Genomic DNA, 15,900 nt, shown 5'->3' on the forward strand with positions numbered 1-15,900 from the left:
CGGGAGAGCTCTGTCTCGACACCACGCTCCATGGAATGGCGAGCAAACCGAGCAGTGGACGTTTCGAAGGGGCCGGCCCCGCTGTCAGTCCATCGCTCGCCTCGTCTCCCCCGCGCTGCGCTCCCCATGCTGTAGGATCAAGCGCTTCAGGGAGATGCGGTGCTCCTTACGAAGCCATCGGGCGCTCGTCCACCACACGTAAGTACTGGTAGAAGCCGCGCAACCGTGACGCGAGCTCGCGTTCGTGGCGCTGCCTTACGCGCCCCGCACCTCTCCTGGAAAATTGAATCTGCATCAAATATCCATACATCGAAGGGGCGGCCTTCACTCCACGGCCAGCTGGGCTCGACACCCACGTGCCTGGGCGCATCGAAGACAGAAACTATCAATCCCTCTGGATTCTGGGAAGCGGAATTGAGCAGGTGGTACTGGAGGCGAAATGGACGCTGATCTGGAGATCAAAATTCGCGATCGCGGGAATTACTTAAGATCCATGGCAAAAATCGCGCGCGTAGGCGCGGCGGACTGGACAGTCTTGGGCGAGTGGCGGCAGCGACGGCACCGGTGGCATCAACGGTGGTGTCTACAATTTTGATTTCATCGCACAATGATTGATAAATATACAGGCACCGCAACAGCCAGATGTTCTTGTTGACGACGCATGTATGCCACTGGTAGAGTGTGGCCGCCCGCCCGCTGTGGGGCTGGACGCGCCTGACGGACTGAGCTTACCGGCCTGCGAGAGCGATATGCAATTGAACGATCTGCACCACGCATCTGCAACCGACCGCCGCAAATCCCGACGACGCCTGGCCACGTTCGTGGCGCTGGCTGCGTTGTCACTGAGCGCATGCGGCGGCGATGACAACGACAATTCGTTGAGCGGCGCCGGGGAGGGCGGCGCCGGGGGCCCCGGTGCGACGACAGGCGAAACAGGCGGTCCGGGCCCGGGATCGAGCTCCGTCTCGGGCGGTGCTGGTGGCAGTGACACCGGCAGTGGCAGCGGCAACGGCAGCGGCAGCGGCAGTGGCAGTGGCGGCACGGTCGACCACGAAGATATGAGTGACCACTGCGTGTACGGCTATCCTCCCCACGAGAGCGACTCGAGCCCGACGATGAAGGATGGCCCCGCGGACTTCTTTCCGCCCGGCAACAACGATCCGAACATCGTCGATACCACCGTGCAGCCGGAGGTCCTGAAATGGATGTATGACAACTCCTGGCAGGTGGCCCACATCGAGTGGCACGCGGTCCGCACGTGCAATGGCCCCTTCGGCGGTGGTGGGAGCAAGGTGGGCATCTGCGACTTCAAGCAGCTGATCCCGGCGGATCAGAACTGTCAGACCGCCGGCGACGGCTATCAGTTCCTCGTGTTTCACCGCCACATGATTCAAGCGCTGAAGCAGCTCTGGCCCAATCACAGCGAGCAGTTCACCGGCTTCACCAAGTTTCCGACCTCGGCGGAGGACGTGCCGCCCCAGTGGCGCTCCGCGTGGCGGAACTGGGATGCGTCCGCCCTCGAAGCCGGAAGGATCGGCGACGAGATCGACAAACCCGAGAACCTCGCGAGGTTCCCGGACGAAGGCACGCTCGGCTTCTGGCTCCAGTGCAACGTGGGCCAGGCGCTGAGGGGGGCGACCAACATGCCGTGGGTGGGCCTTCACTTCGTGCTGCACGCCAAGTGGGCGCGGCCGGGCAACACGACGCACGGCGTGAACAACACCGAAGCGAACATCGACAACTACATGTTCTGGAAGCTCCACGGCTGGATCGATAACGTGTGGGAGAAGTATCGCCTCGCCAAGGGGATGCAGCCGACGGATCAGAAGTTGAAGGACGATCTCGCCGCGCAGTGCCGCGAGATGGACACCCACATCAAGATCATCAAGCAGAACCTGGACCCCGACGAGGTCAACAATCCCAACGAGCCTTTGCCGGTGGAATCAGGGTTCTTCCACGAGAAGGTGCGGCCCATCTTCGCGACAAACAAGAACCTGTGCAGCGGCTGCCACGCCGAGACGGGCGCCAATGCGAAGCTGATCCTCGGTGGCCACATCAGCTCCAGGAAGATCGTCGACGGTCTGGTCAACAAGCCCTCCCGCGACGGCGGCCAGTTCAAGCTCGTCGTCCCGGGCGATCCCGAGAACAGCTGGCTCTACCGCAAGGCCGCCGGCACGGCGGAGACCGCCGGCTGCGTGGAGTCCGCCACGGCAGTGTGCATCTCGGGCGTGATGCCCCCCAGCGGGGCCGGGCCGACCGTCAGCCAGGACGAGCTCGCGATCTTGCGGCAGTGGATCCAGGACGGCGCCGCGGGCCCGCCCTGATACGTAGCAGCGACCCGAGACAGCGCCTGCCCTGAGCCCCCGGCTACGTCCCCCCCGCCGGCTCCACCGCCCTCGCCGGCAGCAGCGCCTCCACGCGGCGGATCAGCTCCGCCGGATCGATCGGCTTCGGCAGCACGCGCCCCCCGTGCGCTGCCAGGAACCGCCGGCTCGCCTCGCTCGTCCCGCCTCCGGTCATGAACAGCACCCGGTCCGCGAGCGCCGGCAGCTCCGCCTCGATCCACTCGTGGAGCTCGATCCCCGTGCCTTCCTGCATCACGAGGTCGCAGAGCACGACATCGAAGTCCGCATCGAGCCGGAGCGTCCTTTGCGCCTGGGCGCCCGAGGACACGCACACGACCTCGTGGGATGTCCCGAGGAGCCCCCGCAGCGCCCGCAGGATGAGCGGCTCGTCGTCCACGACGAGGATCCGGGCGCGCCGCGTCGGCCCCTGCTCGCGCGCTGGCGCGGGCAGCGCCGCGGGCTCCGCGCTCGTCCAGGCGGGCAGACGGACGCGGACGCAGGTGCCCACGCCGGCCGTGCTGCTGATCCCGATGGTCCCGCCGCACGACTCGACGATGCTCCGGCAGATCGCGAGCCCGAGCCCCGTCCCCTCCCCGGCGCGCTTCGTGGTGAAGAACGGCTCGAACAGCCGGTGGATGTGCTCCTCGGCCACGCCGCAGCCCGAGTCCACGATCTCCGCGACGACCTCGCGCCCCTGCTCGCGGGTGCGCACCTTGACGAGGTTGTCGGCGACGCGCCCCTCCCGGATGGACTGCGCCGCGTTGATCAGCAGGTTCACGAACACCTGCGTGAGGCGCCCCTCGGCCCCACCCACGCGCGAGACCGGGGCGAGCTCGCGCACCACGCGCGCGCGGTGCTTCATCTGGGCGTGGACGATGTTGAGCGCGCTCTCGAGCACCGCGTTGACGTCCGTCGGCCCGATCGCCTCGTTCGCCTCGCTGCGCGCGAACACCCCGAGATCCCGGACGATGTGCATCACCCGCGCCGCGCCGTGGCGGGCGTCGTCGAGCGGCTGGGCGAGCTGCTCGGTGGCCACCCCGTTGCCGGCGAGGCGCCGTATCTCACGGGCGAGCAGCTCGAGGTTCGCCACCACGTAGGCGAGCGGGTTGTTGATCTCGTGGGCCACGCCCGCCGCCAGCTGCCCGACCGCGGCGAGCCGCTCGCTGCGCTCGAGCCGGAGCCTCAGCTCCTCCCCCCGGCGCCGCCCGGTCACGTCGCGCAGGAGCGCCATGCGCGAGGGCCGCCCCTGCCAGTCCACGTCGACCCAGCGAACATCGATGAAGACCGTGTCCCCGCCGAGCTCCAGGCTCGTCTCGCCGGCGCGCAGCGCCACCGGGCAGCCCCGCCCGGCGACGAGGCGCCCCTCGCCGAGCAGCGCCTCTGCAGCGGGGTTCGCGAACAGCACTGTGCCGCCGGGGTCCAGCACGATCACCCCGTCGGCGCTCCGGGCGATGAGCTGGTGGAGATTGGCCTCGTTCTCCCGGGCCTCCGCCATCGTGCGCGCGAGCTGCGTCACGAGCTGCTGGCGGCTGACCGCATAGCGGATGGCGCGCCACAGCGTGTCGGTGTCGAGGCTGCGCTTCACGAGGTAATCCTGCACCGAGGCCCCGAGCGCGCGCTCCGCGAGGCGGACGTCGTCGTGGCCCGTCAGCACCACGATGGGCACGTGGGGATCCACGTCCCGGACGCGCTCGACCACCTCGAGGCCCTCCCCGTCGGGCAGGGAGAGGTCGAGGAGAACGACATCCCACCCTTCCTTCACGCGTGCGAGCCCTGCCGCGAGCGTCTCGGCGTGTGCGAGCTCGGCGCGCTGCCACGGCACCGCGTCGAGGTGGCTCTGCACGATCGAGGCGGCGATGGCGCTGTCCTCGATCAGCAGGAGGCGAAAGCACGGCCCTGGCGGAGCCCGGCTGGGTTCGGCGGACATGAGTGACCCCCTGGGTCTAAGGAGCTCAAAGGCCTTCCCGGAAGTCAAGCGTCTCGCACGCGCGGCGGTGCCATCGGCGCTATCGTCGGCGGGAATGGAGTTCCTCCCCTTCCCCAAGATGCCGTGCCTCGGCGCGAGCAGCGCAAGGAGTGGCTCCGGAACGACGACCCTTCTCCGGCTGGCAGCTCCTCCGCGCGTCGCTCCGGGACGCCGCCCGCGCGACGTTCGCGGCGTTCGCGGCGGTCGGCGCGGATCGGCGCGTCCTCTACGGTGAGCTCTTCGGCGGCGGCGACCCCCATCCGGACGGCCCCACGGGCGGCGTGATCCCGGTGCAGACCGGCGTCTGGTGTGCGCCCGACCTGCGGTGGGCGCTCTTCGCGCTCCGCGCCGTCGACGAGGGCGAGGACGCGTTCCTCGCCTTCAGCGAGGCGGCCGCCGTCGCCGCCGCCGCCGGGCTCATGATGCCCCCGCTCCTCGCCCGCCGGCGCAAGGCGGAGGTCACCGCCCTGCCCGAGCGCTTCCCGCCCACGCTGGTCCGCTGGGGCGAGCGGCTCGCGAACGGCCCGCGCCTGGCCTCCGGTGAGGGCGGCGATCGCGGGGCAGCCTGCCGCAGCGACGAGCGATGCCGCGCACAACCAACGTTGAGCCCTCGCAAGGATCGGCTCGGGCCAGTGGGATCTCTTCATGGACGTGCAGCCGCGAATCCGTGGACTCGCGCAGCTCTGGCCGATACGGACACACCCACCCGTGACGGAGGCCGGTCAGTCGGCTGGAACGCAGGATTGCTCTGCCGTGTCGCAGCGGTACCCGTCCCGGCAATTGGCATCGGTGAAGCAGAAGTGGAGACAGCGCGCGACGCCGTCCGCAACACCGCACGTGCTATCCGGGGGGCAGACCAGGTCGCCGTCGCAATGGTCCGTGGCGCAGGAGCCCCCGGGCCAGCTCGTCAAGCAATATCCCTCCAGGTTGCCGAACGAGGGGCACTGCGCATCATCGGTGCACGGGTCTCCGACCCGCTTCCTCTCCGTACCGCCGCCGCCGGCGGCGTCGCCGCCGCTGCCTGAGCCAGCGCCGCCGGAACCGCCCGTGTTCCCGCCGCCCGTCGTCGACGAGCTCCCCCCCGCCGTACCGCCCGCCCCGGCGCTCGTCTCATCGTCGCCGCCGCACGCCATCGGTACAAGGAGTGAGCACAAGATCGGCAAGGCAGGAGTTAAATTGCGCATCTCCATCGATCTCCTGCGCGGAGCCTAGCAGCGCGATCTCGCGCCGGTCAAGCGTGCTCCTGCGCTCTGGGCTCGTGCCCCCAGGATGACGGCATCGCCGCCGCCAGGCCGCTTGGCGTGCCGTCGCATCCATACGATATCGGCAACGCGTGCCAGGCACTCGTGCCTGCAACACGTGCCTGGCACCGGGCCTATGTCCCCTCCGTGACACGCGCGCGCCGGGCCAGCGTCGCCTCCGCGCTCGCGCACGAAGCGCGCTTCAAGGTAGGCGAGCCGGGACGCGAGCGGCGACTGCGTCAGCCATTGCGATATGGCCTGGGTGGCAATATCGATTTCGAGCTCAACCCGAGCACGCTCCTGGGGACGGGCAGCGAAGAGAAGATCGCGAACGTGAGGGCGAACGCAAAGCCCTACGCCTTCGCGGGCGTGGGTCTGTTCGTGGGCGTCGGCTTCGACGCGGGCCCGCTGGCGCTCAAGGCCGGCGTGCAGGGCGATCTAAAGCCGATCCGTTCGGCGTGCGCGAGGCGAGCCTCGGCGCGGGGTCCCCCCGGCGCCGCCACACGCTAGCTCGTCAGCTGGGGGCTCCACGCCGGCGCTTACCTCGGCGTCCTCGTCGGCGTCTTCCTGGACGGCCGACCCGCCCTCCGCCGATCGCCCCGGCCGTGAAGTACGATGACGAGCTCATCCCACACCGTCCTCTCTGGAGAGAGCGGGAATGACCCGCCGCGACCATGCGTTCCGGCGGCCATGGCGCGACGCGTGATGAGCTGGGTCCTGATCCTGTTCACGATGGCCCTGGTGGGGTGCGATCACGCGACCAAGGCGGTCGCGCAGGCCGCGCTCGAGCGGCGAGCGCCCCTGTCGATCGTGCCGGGGGTGCTCGATCTCCGCTACGCCGAGAACCGCGACATGGCCTTCAGCCTGCTCCGGGGCATCCAGTCGCCGGCCAAGGTGGCGTTCCTCTTCGCGTGCTCGATGATCGTCCTCGGCGTCGTGATCCTGGGCTGGTGGCACAGCCGCCGCGCCTCGCTCGCCGAGCAGGCCGCGTACGCGCTCATCGTCGCCGGCGCGATCGGGAACGCGATCGATCGCGCCGTCCGCGGGTACGTCATCGACTTCATCCACCTTCATCGCTGGCCGGTGTTCAACGTCGCCGACATCGCCATCGTGGCGGGCGGGATCCTGCTCGGGATCGTGATGTTCCAGCGTGCGCGCCGGGAGCCGCGCGAGGTGTCCTGAGCTTCCTCATCACCACGCTGCTCTCGCGCGAGCACGCGGCGACCGGACGAATCTCCGCGAAAGCACGGCGCTGGCGTAGCCCGGCTGGGTTCGGCGGACATGAGCGCCCCCCTAGGTCTAAGGAGCTCAAAGGCCTTCCCGGAAGTCAAGCGTCTCGTGGACCTCGAGGCGGCGTTCCCGGGCGCGATGCGCGCCCCCTCGCCCGAGGACAGCGAGGCGCCAGGACGCCATCAGAGAGGGAAGAGAGAAGGAATGATACGCCCGCGCGGCTGGCGGCGTCGGTTTCATTTCGACCCCAGTACTCTTCTGGCGTCCTTGGCGCCTTGGCGGCTCATTCTCCTCTCGCGGGAGCACCGCCGTCCATCACGGATCTGAGCTCTCGACCCACGACGGCCCTTCGCTATCATCGCCCGGTGCCGACCGAACCGCCGCGCCTCGTTCGTCTCGTCCTCGTCACCAGGGCGGGAGAGCTCCTGGGCGCGCTGCCGCCCTATCCGGTCGCGATGCCGTGGTGGCAGGAGACCCAATCGGTCCTCCAGGGAGCTCGCGAGCGCCACGGCATCGAGGTGACGGTCCTCCGGATGCTCGCCGCCGAGCTCCCGGTTCCCCACGGCGGGGCGGTCACCTACCTCGCGGAGACCGAGGCGCCGCCGCCGCCCGGCGTCGAGCGCCCCGCGCCAGGGCTCGACGCCGGGCGGGCGCGGGCATGACCGGCCTGCCGGCCCGGCCCGGAGGGGCGCTGCTCCGGCTGCGGCTGCCGGGCGAGCGTTGCAGTGGACGGGAGAAAAAGCGAGCCGAACGGCTTTGGGGGGCCCATGGCGCCCGTCGGAGGTCGCCAGCGCGAATCCTGCGCTCGCCGAGATCCACGACAGGCCTTTTTCTGGGAGCTGCACTCCTGGCGACGGCTCATGTTTCCTGCCGCTCCGGCGGTGCGGCTCCAGGTACCCTCTCGCTCGGCAGCGACGCCGCGCGACGTGCACCGGACGCAACGGGGCCATCTCTCCCGCGACCCCGAATTTCGTTTGGCAAGGTCGCCGAGCTGCCCGTCCGTACGGCCCATCTGTGGCCCCTGGAGGGTGGACAGATCTTGCTGGAGCGCAATGGCACCTCTTTCGCCTTGATCGAGGGTGACCATGTAGGGTCGTCGGCAGAGATCGCCGAAGGCCTGCCCATGGAGTCCTCCGTACCGGACGGAGAGATAAGGACCCTCGTCGGGCGCTGGCCCGATGCGGCATGGATGGTCTTGCGCACCCCGGACAACTCGAGCCGGGATTACCCGTTCTATCATGAGCGCGTGTTCCGTCTCGGTGGTGCTCGCTGGACGAGGGTCCACCAGGCACCGGAAGGCGACCACGCCGAGGACCTGTACCAGGACCTGTGGGATCAAGGCAGCGGGTGCCTTGTCGGCCTGCTCGTGGACAACGAGGACGCGACAAATGCCTGGACGGCGCGCCAGGAGGTGCTCGATTGCCCCGGACAACCAGCGCCGCGTCCCTCGTACAAGGCGACGAACGAGAAGACGTACGGGATAGCCGCGGCGCGGGGCTGGCGCTCGGGAGACGTGCTGGCGCTCGAGGCGCACGCTGCAATGAAGGAAGGCGAGCCAGCGCCGGTCCGGCTCGTCCTGTCCCGCCCGGGGCGGCCGGACAGGACCGAGATTCTCCTCCCGCTGCCGCCCGAAATCCGGCGCGACAGGCGAAAATTCTACCCATGCGACACCCGCCTGCTCGGAGAGAGCCCGACCGACGTGTACGTTGTCGGCAATCATGAGCTCGGTGTAGAGGCACCCCAGGGGGTATATGGGCCTTACCCCTCGGAGGAGACGTCGCCGCCCCTGCTCTTCCATTTTGATGGGACCGCTGTCTCGGAGATGCCCGCCCCACCGACAAGGAGGATCCTGAACGCTGCTCGCGGGCAGGACGGAACGTTGGTGATCCTCGGCCTGCCCCGAGACGCTTCCCGAGGTGGGAAGGCGCCGGAGGTCTGGGCTCTCCCACGGGGCGGCGCCTGGGTGCAGGTACAAATGCCCGTCGATCCGGAGGTGAAGGCCGCGTACACGCCGAAAAGCGTCGCGGCGCGGTCGCTGTCCGACATCTGGGTCGTCGGCGTTCATGAGAAGAGTGAGAGGGATCGCCGGCTCGCCCTCTTCCGCTCTCACCGCCTGACCGAGATCGCGCCGGGATCGGGCCCGACGCACCGGTAGCCGGTCGCCCGTCCCGCAGAGCGCGCGGTCGCCGAATGCGTGCTCACGTGGCGCCGCTCCTTGCGGCCCGCCCCCCCGGCTCCTGGTACACTGCGAGGGAGCGGCGCTCTCTTCGAGCTGGCAGCGGACGGGCGTCGCGGGAGGGGAACAGGGATATGGCGACGCGAAGCGTACTGTGCACGCTGGTGAACTATACGGGCGAGCCGCTCACGTTCGTGGGCCCTCCTCGGCTCGACCACGGGATCCTCACCCCGGGCCGGGAACCACCGCCGGCGTGCCGATCGACGGCAGTCTGGTCGGCCGAGTCCGACGGCGTCATGACCGGGACCGAAGGCCGCGTGACCTACCGCGGCCCGAGCGGATCGGTGACGGTGTACTGGAACAACCCCTTCGTCGGCGGCAACGACTACGGCGCCACGCCGGACGGCGCCTATATCATCACCAAGGTGCAAGGCCCGAAGGTCGGCAGCAACGTGAACGCCACCTACGTCGTGGACCGCAAGCACGAGGCGGCGCCGGAGGCAGATGCGCCCGGCGGGGCCGCCCCCGCGCAGGCCCAGCCGCAGGCCGAGCGGCCGGAGGAGCCGGGGAAGAACAGCCACCTGCCCACGGGGACTGGGCAGGTCATCGTGATCAGCCCGAAGGACTGGCTCGTCGACATCGCCTGGCAGGCCGTCAACAGCATCGAGTGGAGCCCGCTCATCCTCGAGATCACCGAGAACCGACACGGCAGCCAGAGCGGCGCTGCGTGCCCCGGCATACTGCCCACCTTCCCTGGGGTCAAGGCGAGCGGGAAGTGCCAGCTGCAGCACCAGGCGAAGGCAGCGGAGCGAGAGGCGAAGTACGCCGCAGCGTTCGAGCGGCTCAAGAAAGAAGGAATGGATGAAAAGCTCGCCCGGGCCAGGGCTCGCGAGGAATCCAGCCAGAATTACAATGACTTTCACTCCTGGTGCGGCGACTTCGTGACCTGGGTGTTCTGGAAGGCCTGGGCCTTGCGTGGCGAGCCGGAGGACAAGATCACGAGCGCGGAGCTCGGCAAATTCCTCAACCGTGAGGCCCTCAACGGCGCGTGGAGACCCGGGGCGAACCTGAACATGATCGAGGCCTATGCGAAGGGTCTCTCGCTCGAAGCATTCCGCGAGAACCAGAACGCGAAAGGTACGCCCACCGGCCTCCTCGTCTGGCATGCGCCGGGGGACGGGTATGCGCCCAAGCCGGGAGACATCTTCATGGCGAACCGCAAGTCCGGAGGCCATATATCCATCGTCGCGTCCTGCGAGCTCGAGGCGATCTACGCCCCGTCGGACACGCAACGGCAGCATCCGCACTATCGATTCACGACGCTGGACGGCAAATCTTTCGATTTCCGCGACGAGGACGGCGAGGCCGGCTGGAACGAGGCGCTGGCGGAGCTCAGCCCAGAAGAGCGCAAGGAGATCGAGGTTCCGCAGGGAAAGTGGCAGGGGGTTGCCCAGAACGAGCGCAGCACCGGCGCGACAAAGGACCCGCTCCGGGGTTTCATCGACACCTCGAAGCTCCGGGAGGCCCTCGGGTACCGTTGATACGGGACGGGTCGGCCGCTTCGACCAGGTTCGTGGCCGGCGCGACCAGACGGATCCGCGGCGAAGCGATTAACCTCCTTGCACGCGTCCGCCGGGTAGCGGTCGACGCGCTGGAGCAGGCGCCATCCCTCGGAGAGATCGTCATCGTAGAAGCCGTGAGCGACGAGCGCCGCGGCGACCTTGTTCTTGCGGAGCCCCATGAGCAACAGGAGCACTCGCTCAGCCTTCTGACCTATCGTGAGCTTTGCCACGATCCATTTCCCGGCATACGGCTATCAAGGAGGTAGAGGGGTTTCGAGACGTCGAGTGCGCCCGGAGCGTGCTCTGCGCGCGTGATCCCCAGGGCCGGCAGAGAGAGGAATGGGGTCCGGGAGAATCGCGCCGGGGTGCGTGGCAAGGGCGCCGGCGGTCGACGAGAGGAGCCCCCGGCGCGGGCGGCGGGCGGGAGCCCCGGGACGGCGGAGGCCGCCCCCGGGTCGGGAGACGAGCGCCCCCCGGGGGAACGAGGCGGGCGAGGTGGGGGGTGAGTCGGGCGAGCCGGGGGACGAGACGGGCGAAGCGGATCTCTGTGTGTCAGGCGCGCGCCATCGCGATGGCTCTCCGCCGCTGAAAGGCGGCGCCCTCGAGATCGCCGTTGAGCACCCCCGGCTGGACCACGGCGAGCATCGCCGCCTCGTCGATCGCGACGATCCGGTTCATGCGTTCGAAGCTCACCACCACGCAGCCGTCTCCGGCGGCCGCCCCGCCCGCCACCCCGGTCCCGGCGCCGCGCGGCACCAGCGCGATGCGGTGCCGGGTCGCCCACCGCGCCAGCGCCTGCACCTCCGCGGTCGACGAGGGCCGCGCCACCGCGAGCGGCCAGCCGCCCGCCGCCCAGATCGCGTGATCCTGGCGATATCCCCCCCATCACATCCCGATCGGTGACCAGGCCACCACCCAGCGCGAGGGCGAGCTCTTGAAGCGCGCTCATGTCTCGTGGACCTCCGAGCGGCGCGCCCGCAGGAGCGCCGCGGCCGACCTCGCGTCGCGGGACCGCAGGACCGTGGAACGCCGAAGCTGCGAGACCCGCAGGCCGCTCCTCATGGGCAGGGCGGCCCGTCCGGAACGCGGCATCGCGCCTGCTGACCAGGCCGGCTCGATCCCGGGCCCCCGACCCCGACCCCGGCCCCGGCCATCTCCCGATCGCCCCCCAGAGGCGCCGGCGCCCGAGCGGGTCATGCGGGCTCCCGGACGCCCGCCGCGCCGGTCTCCGGGCTCCCGGGACCAGCGACGCCGGACACGGCAAGCCGGCCGGGCGGGCTCGTGCCGTCCGGCACGCACGATTGCTCCAGGACCACGCACCTCCGTGCTTGACTAAGGCGCCGCCGGTTGATACTCCTCCGCCGCCTCGACGGAGACAGCCATCCGACGACGGCTCGACGCACTCGGCGCATTCTCCGAGAGGCGCCGGGATGAGTGGATCTCCAGATCCCTCGCTTTCTGTGCTCGACGTTTGCGGGAGTAACTCAGTGGTAGAGTGCAACCTTGCCAAGGTTGACGTCGCGGGTTCAAATCCCGTCTCCCGCTCCACGACCTAGACGCTGCGACACGAGCCGCGGCCGAGCGCCGCGATCTCTGTGGCGCGTCACCGCGCGCCGGCGCCCAGCGCGAGGAGCGCGAAGCTCGCCAGCCAGTGCTCGCCCGCGTAATCGCCGGCCATGTGCGGCAGGCTCGCGTCGAGGTGCCGCTCCGCCGCGTCGAGGGCGCGGGCGCGCACCGGATCCGCTCCGGGCAGGGCCGCGGCGACCGAGCGCCAGCAGAAGGCGCGGCTCAGGTTGAGCCCGTCGAGGTGGGCGATCTTGCCGTCGCTCCGGTCGCTGACCGTCGCCGGCTCGAACAGGGTCGCGGGCTCGCCCGCTGCCGCGCGCGGCAGGAACCGCGCGAGCCAGCCGCGGAACTCCGGCCCGGACAGGACCCGGCGCATGCACTCGGCCTCCATGAGCGCGGGCGAGAGGAAATCGTCCTGCGAGGGCTCCCACGCCTGGCAACCCGCGTCGCGGCCATACCACGCCCGGGCGGCCTCGGCGCAGCGCCGCGAGAGCCGCTCATCGCCCTTCACGGCGGCGTACTCCAGCGCGAGCGCCAGCGCGAAGGCGCTGTTCGTGTGCGCGCCGGCGCGGACCGGATACGTGGCCCTCGGCAGGTACTCGACGAACCGCTCGGCGAACGCGTCGCCGAGCGGCGCCAGCGCGGCCGACCACCGCCGGCCCTCGTCGGTCTCGTACCGCGCGAGCTCGGCCGCGAGCAGGAGCAGCCACGCCCACCCGTAGGGCCGCTCGAAGCCGCGGCTCGCCGGCCGCCGGACATAGGCCAGCTCGACCGCGACCTTCTCGGCCGTGAGCTGCGCGTCGAGCAGCGCGCGGATCGCGGCCGCGCAGGGGGCGCCGGGGAAGAGGCGATGGACCCGCGCGAGGAGCCAGTGGCCGTGCACGCACGAGTGCCAGTCGAAGCTGCCGTAGAAGATGGGGTGCAGGTCGCGCGGGCCCTTCACGTCCTCGGGGCCGGCCATGACGTGATCGAGCTTGCTCGGATACTCCCGCGTCACGTGCCCGAGCGCGATGGCGGCGAGGCGCGTGGCGATGTCCGGTGTCAGGACGTGCGTCATGGGTGGAGACCTCGGCGCCCGAAGACGAGCACGTTCACGAGCCGATGGCCACCCGGACGCGGGGAACGGGCGCGGCCTCAGCGCCGGAAGACGAGCAGCTACATGAGGAGCGTGTTCCCGATCAGCAGGAGCAGCGCGGTGGGGAGCTGGGCCTTGATCACGCCGTCGCGATCGGGCAGCCCGAGCAGCGCCGCGGGCACGATGTTGAAGTTGGCGGCCATGGGCGTCATCAGCGTCCCGCAGAAGCCGGACAGCATGCCGATGGCGCTCATGACCGCCGGGTCGCCGCCGAGCCGGCGCACGATCAGCGGCAACCCCACGGCCGCGGTCATGACCGGAAACGCCGCGAACGCGTTCCCCATGATCACCGTGAACACCGCCATAGATGAGCAGGATCGACGCGATGGCGAGGAAGATGTCCTCTCCGAAGAACAGCGCCACGTTGTCGGCCGCCGCCGCCGAGGCGCGGATCAGCCAGCGTGTCCTGTCCGGCAGCGGCCCGTACCGGTTCTCCGCGGCGGCCTCGGCCATGGGCGCGATCAGCGGCCGGACCATCTGCGCGTGGCCGCCCAGCGAGGTCATGCCGAGGGCCGCGCTGAGCTGCCGTATCACGAAATACACGAGCAGGAGGCGCCCGGTCGTGGCGGTCTTCACCCGCGAGACCAGCGCGCGCGCCCGCTCCTGGAGGCCAGCGCTCCAGGAGACCGATGACCGGCAGGACCAGCCAGATCCACGGGCGCGCGCTGGATCGAGCCCGCGCCGGCGCCTCCTCTTGACGCCGCGCGGTCCCTCGGATGCTCTCCCCGGAGAGCGACGGACACACGGGTCGCTGGAGGAGCCGTCAGGGACCAGGACCCCGAGCGCGCAGGCTGAACGGAGGATCGCCACAGTGGAGCATGAGGCAGCTGAAGACATCGTCATCTCGTCGGACAAGGCGCTCCTCGACATCGAGCGGATCCACGCCTTCCTCGCGTCTGCCTACTGGAGCACGGGCATCCCCCGGGAGGTGGTCGAGCGGGCCATCCAAAGCTCGCTCTGCTTCGGCGTCTACAAGGCGGGAGCGCAGATCGGGTTCGCCCGGGTGATCACCGACCACGCGACGTTCGCGTACCTGGCCGACGTGTTCATCGTCGAGGCGGAGCAGCGCCAGGGATACGGCAAGGCGCTGATCGCCCACGTCGCCGAGGCCCTGGGTCACCTCCGGCTGCGGCGGACGCTGCTCGCCACCGCGGACGCGCACGGGCTCTACCGGCAGTTCGGCTTCACGCCGCTCGAGAAGCCGGACCTGTTCATGGAGATCAACGTCAAGGACATCTACCAGCAGGGAAAGGCGGGGAACTCTTAGAGCGCCGAACAAAACCGGACCGAGCCAGGCAGCCGAGGGTGGGTGCAGCGCTAGGCGCGACGAGGAGCCCTACTGAAGTAGGGCGACGAGGAGCAACGACGCGATGCGCCCGCTCTCGGCTGCCTGGCGACGGGAGGTTTTGAGAGGCGCTCTTGGCCGAGGGGCGCGCCCATCCGGAGGCCCTGTCCCCCGCGGGCGCGATCTCCACCGGCAGGGACTGCAGGTTGCGGAGCATCACCGCCTCGCGCTGCCAGTCCTCCTCCTGCCTGGCGGGCCGGATCCTCGGCCGGTACGGGAGCAGCCGCTCGCGGACGACCTACCCCGAGAGGAGCGCGCGCGCCCTTGCCTCAGCCTGGGAGGTGAAGCATTTCAAGAACGCTCGCTCACCGGGCCGCTGGAACGCTATGAGGTCGCTGGAGACCGCCAGGGTCGCCCAGTCATCGGTTCCGATCGGGTCGACAACGAGCCCGAGACGCTCGCAGAGCTCGACGATCGGGAGGTCTGAAGCGTGCGTGGCGGCGATCTTCGCGTCGAAACGAAGGATACGCTCGACGTAGGCGGCGTAGCTCGACGCCGAGACGGACCACAGGTCATCCTCGAACGTGTAACGGTAGATGCGGCGGTCCTCACCGAGGTAGAGGAACGCTTCCGATGTCCCGATGTCCCAGTAGCCGACGAGCAGCCGCGATGACTCACCCGCCGGAAGCCAGGGGTCACCGGATCGCAGGAGCGGCGATTCGAACGCCTGTGCGGAAGCGGCGCCCGCGAAGAACTCTGCGTGGCAGAGGACGGGACCACACATGGCGGCTCGATCGAACCGCCGGATGCCACGCCCGATGCCGAGCGCGTCCGAGACGGCATCGACGAGGCACGATGACGGTCCTTGTGCATGCAGCCATGCGAGGAAAGCGGGGCAGCCCTCGTCGTTGATGACCACGAATGCCGGGACCGTGGGCACGCCGTCAAACGACGACTGCCACGGGTCGTGCAAGCGCACTGTCGCTCGTTTGTCGAGCCCCTGCGACATCTCCCCGCCAGGGAGGCGGTAGCGGACTGCCGCGCTGCCGTTGCGCACCAGGAAGGCCCCCTCGACGCCCGGCTCCCGGTCATCGAACAACAGCCCCTCGCCTTCCAGCGGCTCGCTCTCGGCAAGCACGGCCGAGTAGGCAGGGAACCAGATCGGCTTGCGAGGCTGTCGCTCACCGAAAGCCCGGAGCCAGGGGACGAGCTGCTCGGCGCTTCGCGCATGAAGGCACCACGTGTCCCGGTTCTCGGTGACCAGCACCGAGCCCTCGTACCACCTGAAGGAGCCACACGACTCCGAGGCAGGCGGCACGTCACCACCCCGCGCGCGTACGGCGTCGAGGATCTCGTCGCGGGCGACGGTGGGGGCGCCCGTGCAAGCGAGGTAG

12 protein-coding genes, 1 tRNA gene and 2 pseudogenes are annotated in these 15,900 nt (G+C 69.7%); 9 read left to right on the forward strand and 6 right to left on the reverse strand.

Annotated elements, in window-relative coordinates; translation table 11 throughout:
* The first annotated feature begins 749 nt into the window (after positions 1 to 749).
* Positions 750 to 2,324, forward strand: coding sequence for a hypothetical protein (locus tag WMF28_RS31335; RefSeq protein ID WP_437597058.1), 1,575 nt, complete (start codon positions 750 to 752; stop codon positions 2,322 to 2,324).
* A gap of 43 nt (positions 2,325 to 2,367) precedes the next feature.
* Here the strand turns inward: WMF28_RS31335 and WMF28_RS31340 are convergent, their stop codons facing one another.
* A complete protein-coding gene (locus tag WMF28_RS31340; protein WP_437597059.1) occupies positions 2,368 to 4,272 on the reverse strand; it encodes a response regulator in 1,905 nt (634 codons plus the stop codon).
* Between the two features lie 149 nt (positions 4,273 to 4,421).
* Between WMF28_RS31340 and WMF28_RS31345 the strand changes: the two genes are divergently transcribed.
* From WMF28_RS31345 to WMF28_RS31370, 6 genes are all read left to right on the forward strand, one after another.
* Complete coding sequence (locus tag WMF28_RS31345) at positions 4,422 to 5,336, forward strand: hypothetical protein (RefSeq protein ID WP_437597060.1); 915 nt, start codon at positions 4,422 to 4,424, stop codon at positions 5,334 to 5,336.
* 276 nt (positions 5,337 to 5,612) lie between these two features.
* Positions 5,613 to 6,062: a hypothetical protein gene (locus tag WMF28_RS31350; protein ID WP_437597061.1), complete on the forward strand. Its 450-nt coding sequence runs from the start codon at positions 5,613 to 5,615 to the stop codon at positions 6,060 to 6,062.
* Positions 6,063 to 6,242: 180 nt separating this feature from the next.
* The gene (lspA, locus tag WMF28_RS31355; protein WP_437597062.1) at positions 6,243 to 6,734 is read left to right on the forward strand and encodes a signal peptidase II; all 492 of its coding nucleotides are present in this window, start codon (positions 6,243 to 6,245) and stop codon (positions 6,732 to 6,734) included.
* Positions 6,735 to 7,147: 413 nt separating this feature from the next.
* Complete coding sequence (locus tag WMF28_RS31360; RefSeq protein WP_437597063.1) at positions 7,148 to 7,444, forward strand: hypothetical protein; 297 nt, start codon at positions 7,148 to 7,150, stop codon at positions 7,442 to 7,444.
* Between the two features lie 527 nt (positions 7,445 to 7,971).
* Positions 7,972 to 8,937, forward strand: a complete 966-nt coding sequence (locus tag WMF28_RS31365) for a hypothetical protein (protein WP_437597064.1) — start codon at positions 7,972 to 7,974, stop codon at positions 8,935 to 8,937.
* A gap of 155 nt (positions 8,938 to 9,092) precedes the next feature.
* Positions 9,093 to 10,499 (forward strand): hypothetical protein, encoded by a 1,407-nt coding sequence (locus WMF28_RS31370; RefSeq protein ID WP_437597065.1) that lies wholly within the window; start codon positions 9,093 to 9,095, stop codon positions 10,497 to 10,499.
* Positions 10,500 to 11,072: 573 nt separating this feature from the next.
* Here WMF28_RS31370 and WMF28_RS31375 read toward each other — a convergent pair.
* A complete protein-coding gene (locus WMF28_RS31375) occupies positions 11,073 to 11,348 on the reverse strand; it encodes an FAD-binding oxidoreductase (protein WP_437597066.1) in 276 nt (91 codons plus the stop codon).
* A 645-nt stretch (positions 11,349 to 11,993) separates the two neighbouring features.
* Here WMF28_RS31375 and WMF28_RS31380 point away from each other — a divergent pair.
* Positions 11,994 to 12,068: transfer RNA gene (locus WMF28_RS31380), tRNA-Gly, on the forward strand.
* A gap of 55 nt (positions 12,069 to 12,123) precedes the next feature.
* On the opposite strand, the gene WMF28_RS31385 is transcribed toward WMF28_RS31380, so the two are convergent.
* The 3 genes and pseudogenes from WMF28_RS31385 to WMF28_RS31395 all read right to left on the reverse strand — a co-directional run.
* The gene (locus tag WMF28_RS31385) at positions 12,124 to 13,143 is read right to left on the reverse strand and encodes a DUF2891 domain-containing protein (protein WP_437604329.1); all 1,020 of its coding nucleotides are present in this window, start codon (positions 13,141 to 13,143) and stop codon (positions 12,124 to 12,126) included.
* A gap of 98 nt (positions 13,144 to 13,241) precedes the next feature.
* Positions 13,242 to 13,526, reverse strand: a pseudogene (locus tag WMF28_RS31390) (5-oxoproline transporter, DUF979 family subunit); the annotation flags it as partial.
* Between the two features lie 46 nt (positions 13,527 to 13,572).
* Positions 13,573 to 14,091, reverse strand: a pseudogene (locus tag WMF28_RS31395) (5-oxoproline transporter, DUF969 family subunit); the annotation flags it as partial.
* On the opposite strand from WMF28_RS31395, the gene WMF28_RS31400 reads away from it, so the two are divergent.
* Positions 14,033 to 14,488 carry a GNAT family N-acetyltransferase gene (locus WMF28_RS31400; protein WP_437597068.1) on the forward strand — a complete coding sequence of 152 codons (456 nt, stop codon included), beginning with the start codon at positions 14,033 to 14,035 and terminating at the stop codon, positions 14,486 to 14,488. The pseudogene WMF28_RS31395 and the gene WMF28_RS31400 sit on opposite strands and share 59 nt — an antisense overlap.
* 316 nt (positions 14,489 to 14,804) lie before the next feature.
* Here WMF28_RS31400 and WMF28_RS31405 read toward each other — a convergent pair whose 3' ends face one another.
* Positions 14,805 to 15,773, reverse strand: coding sequence for a hypothetical protein (locus WMF28_RS31405; protein WP_437597069.1), 969 nt, complete (start codon positions 15,771 to 15,773; stop codon positions 14,805 to 14,807).
* Positions 15,774 to 15,900: the final 127 nt, after the last annotated feature.

The sequence above is a fragment of the Sorangium sp. So ce590 genome (assembly GCF_051521365.1).
GTDB lineage: Bacteria > Myxococcota_A > Polyangia > Polyangiales > Polyangiaceae > Sorangium.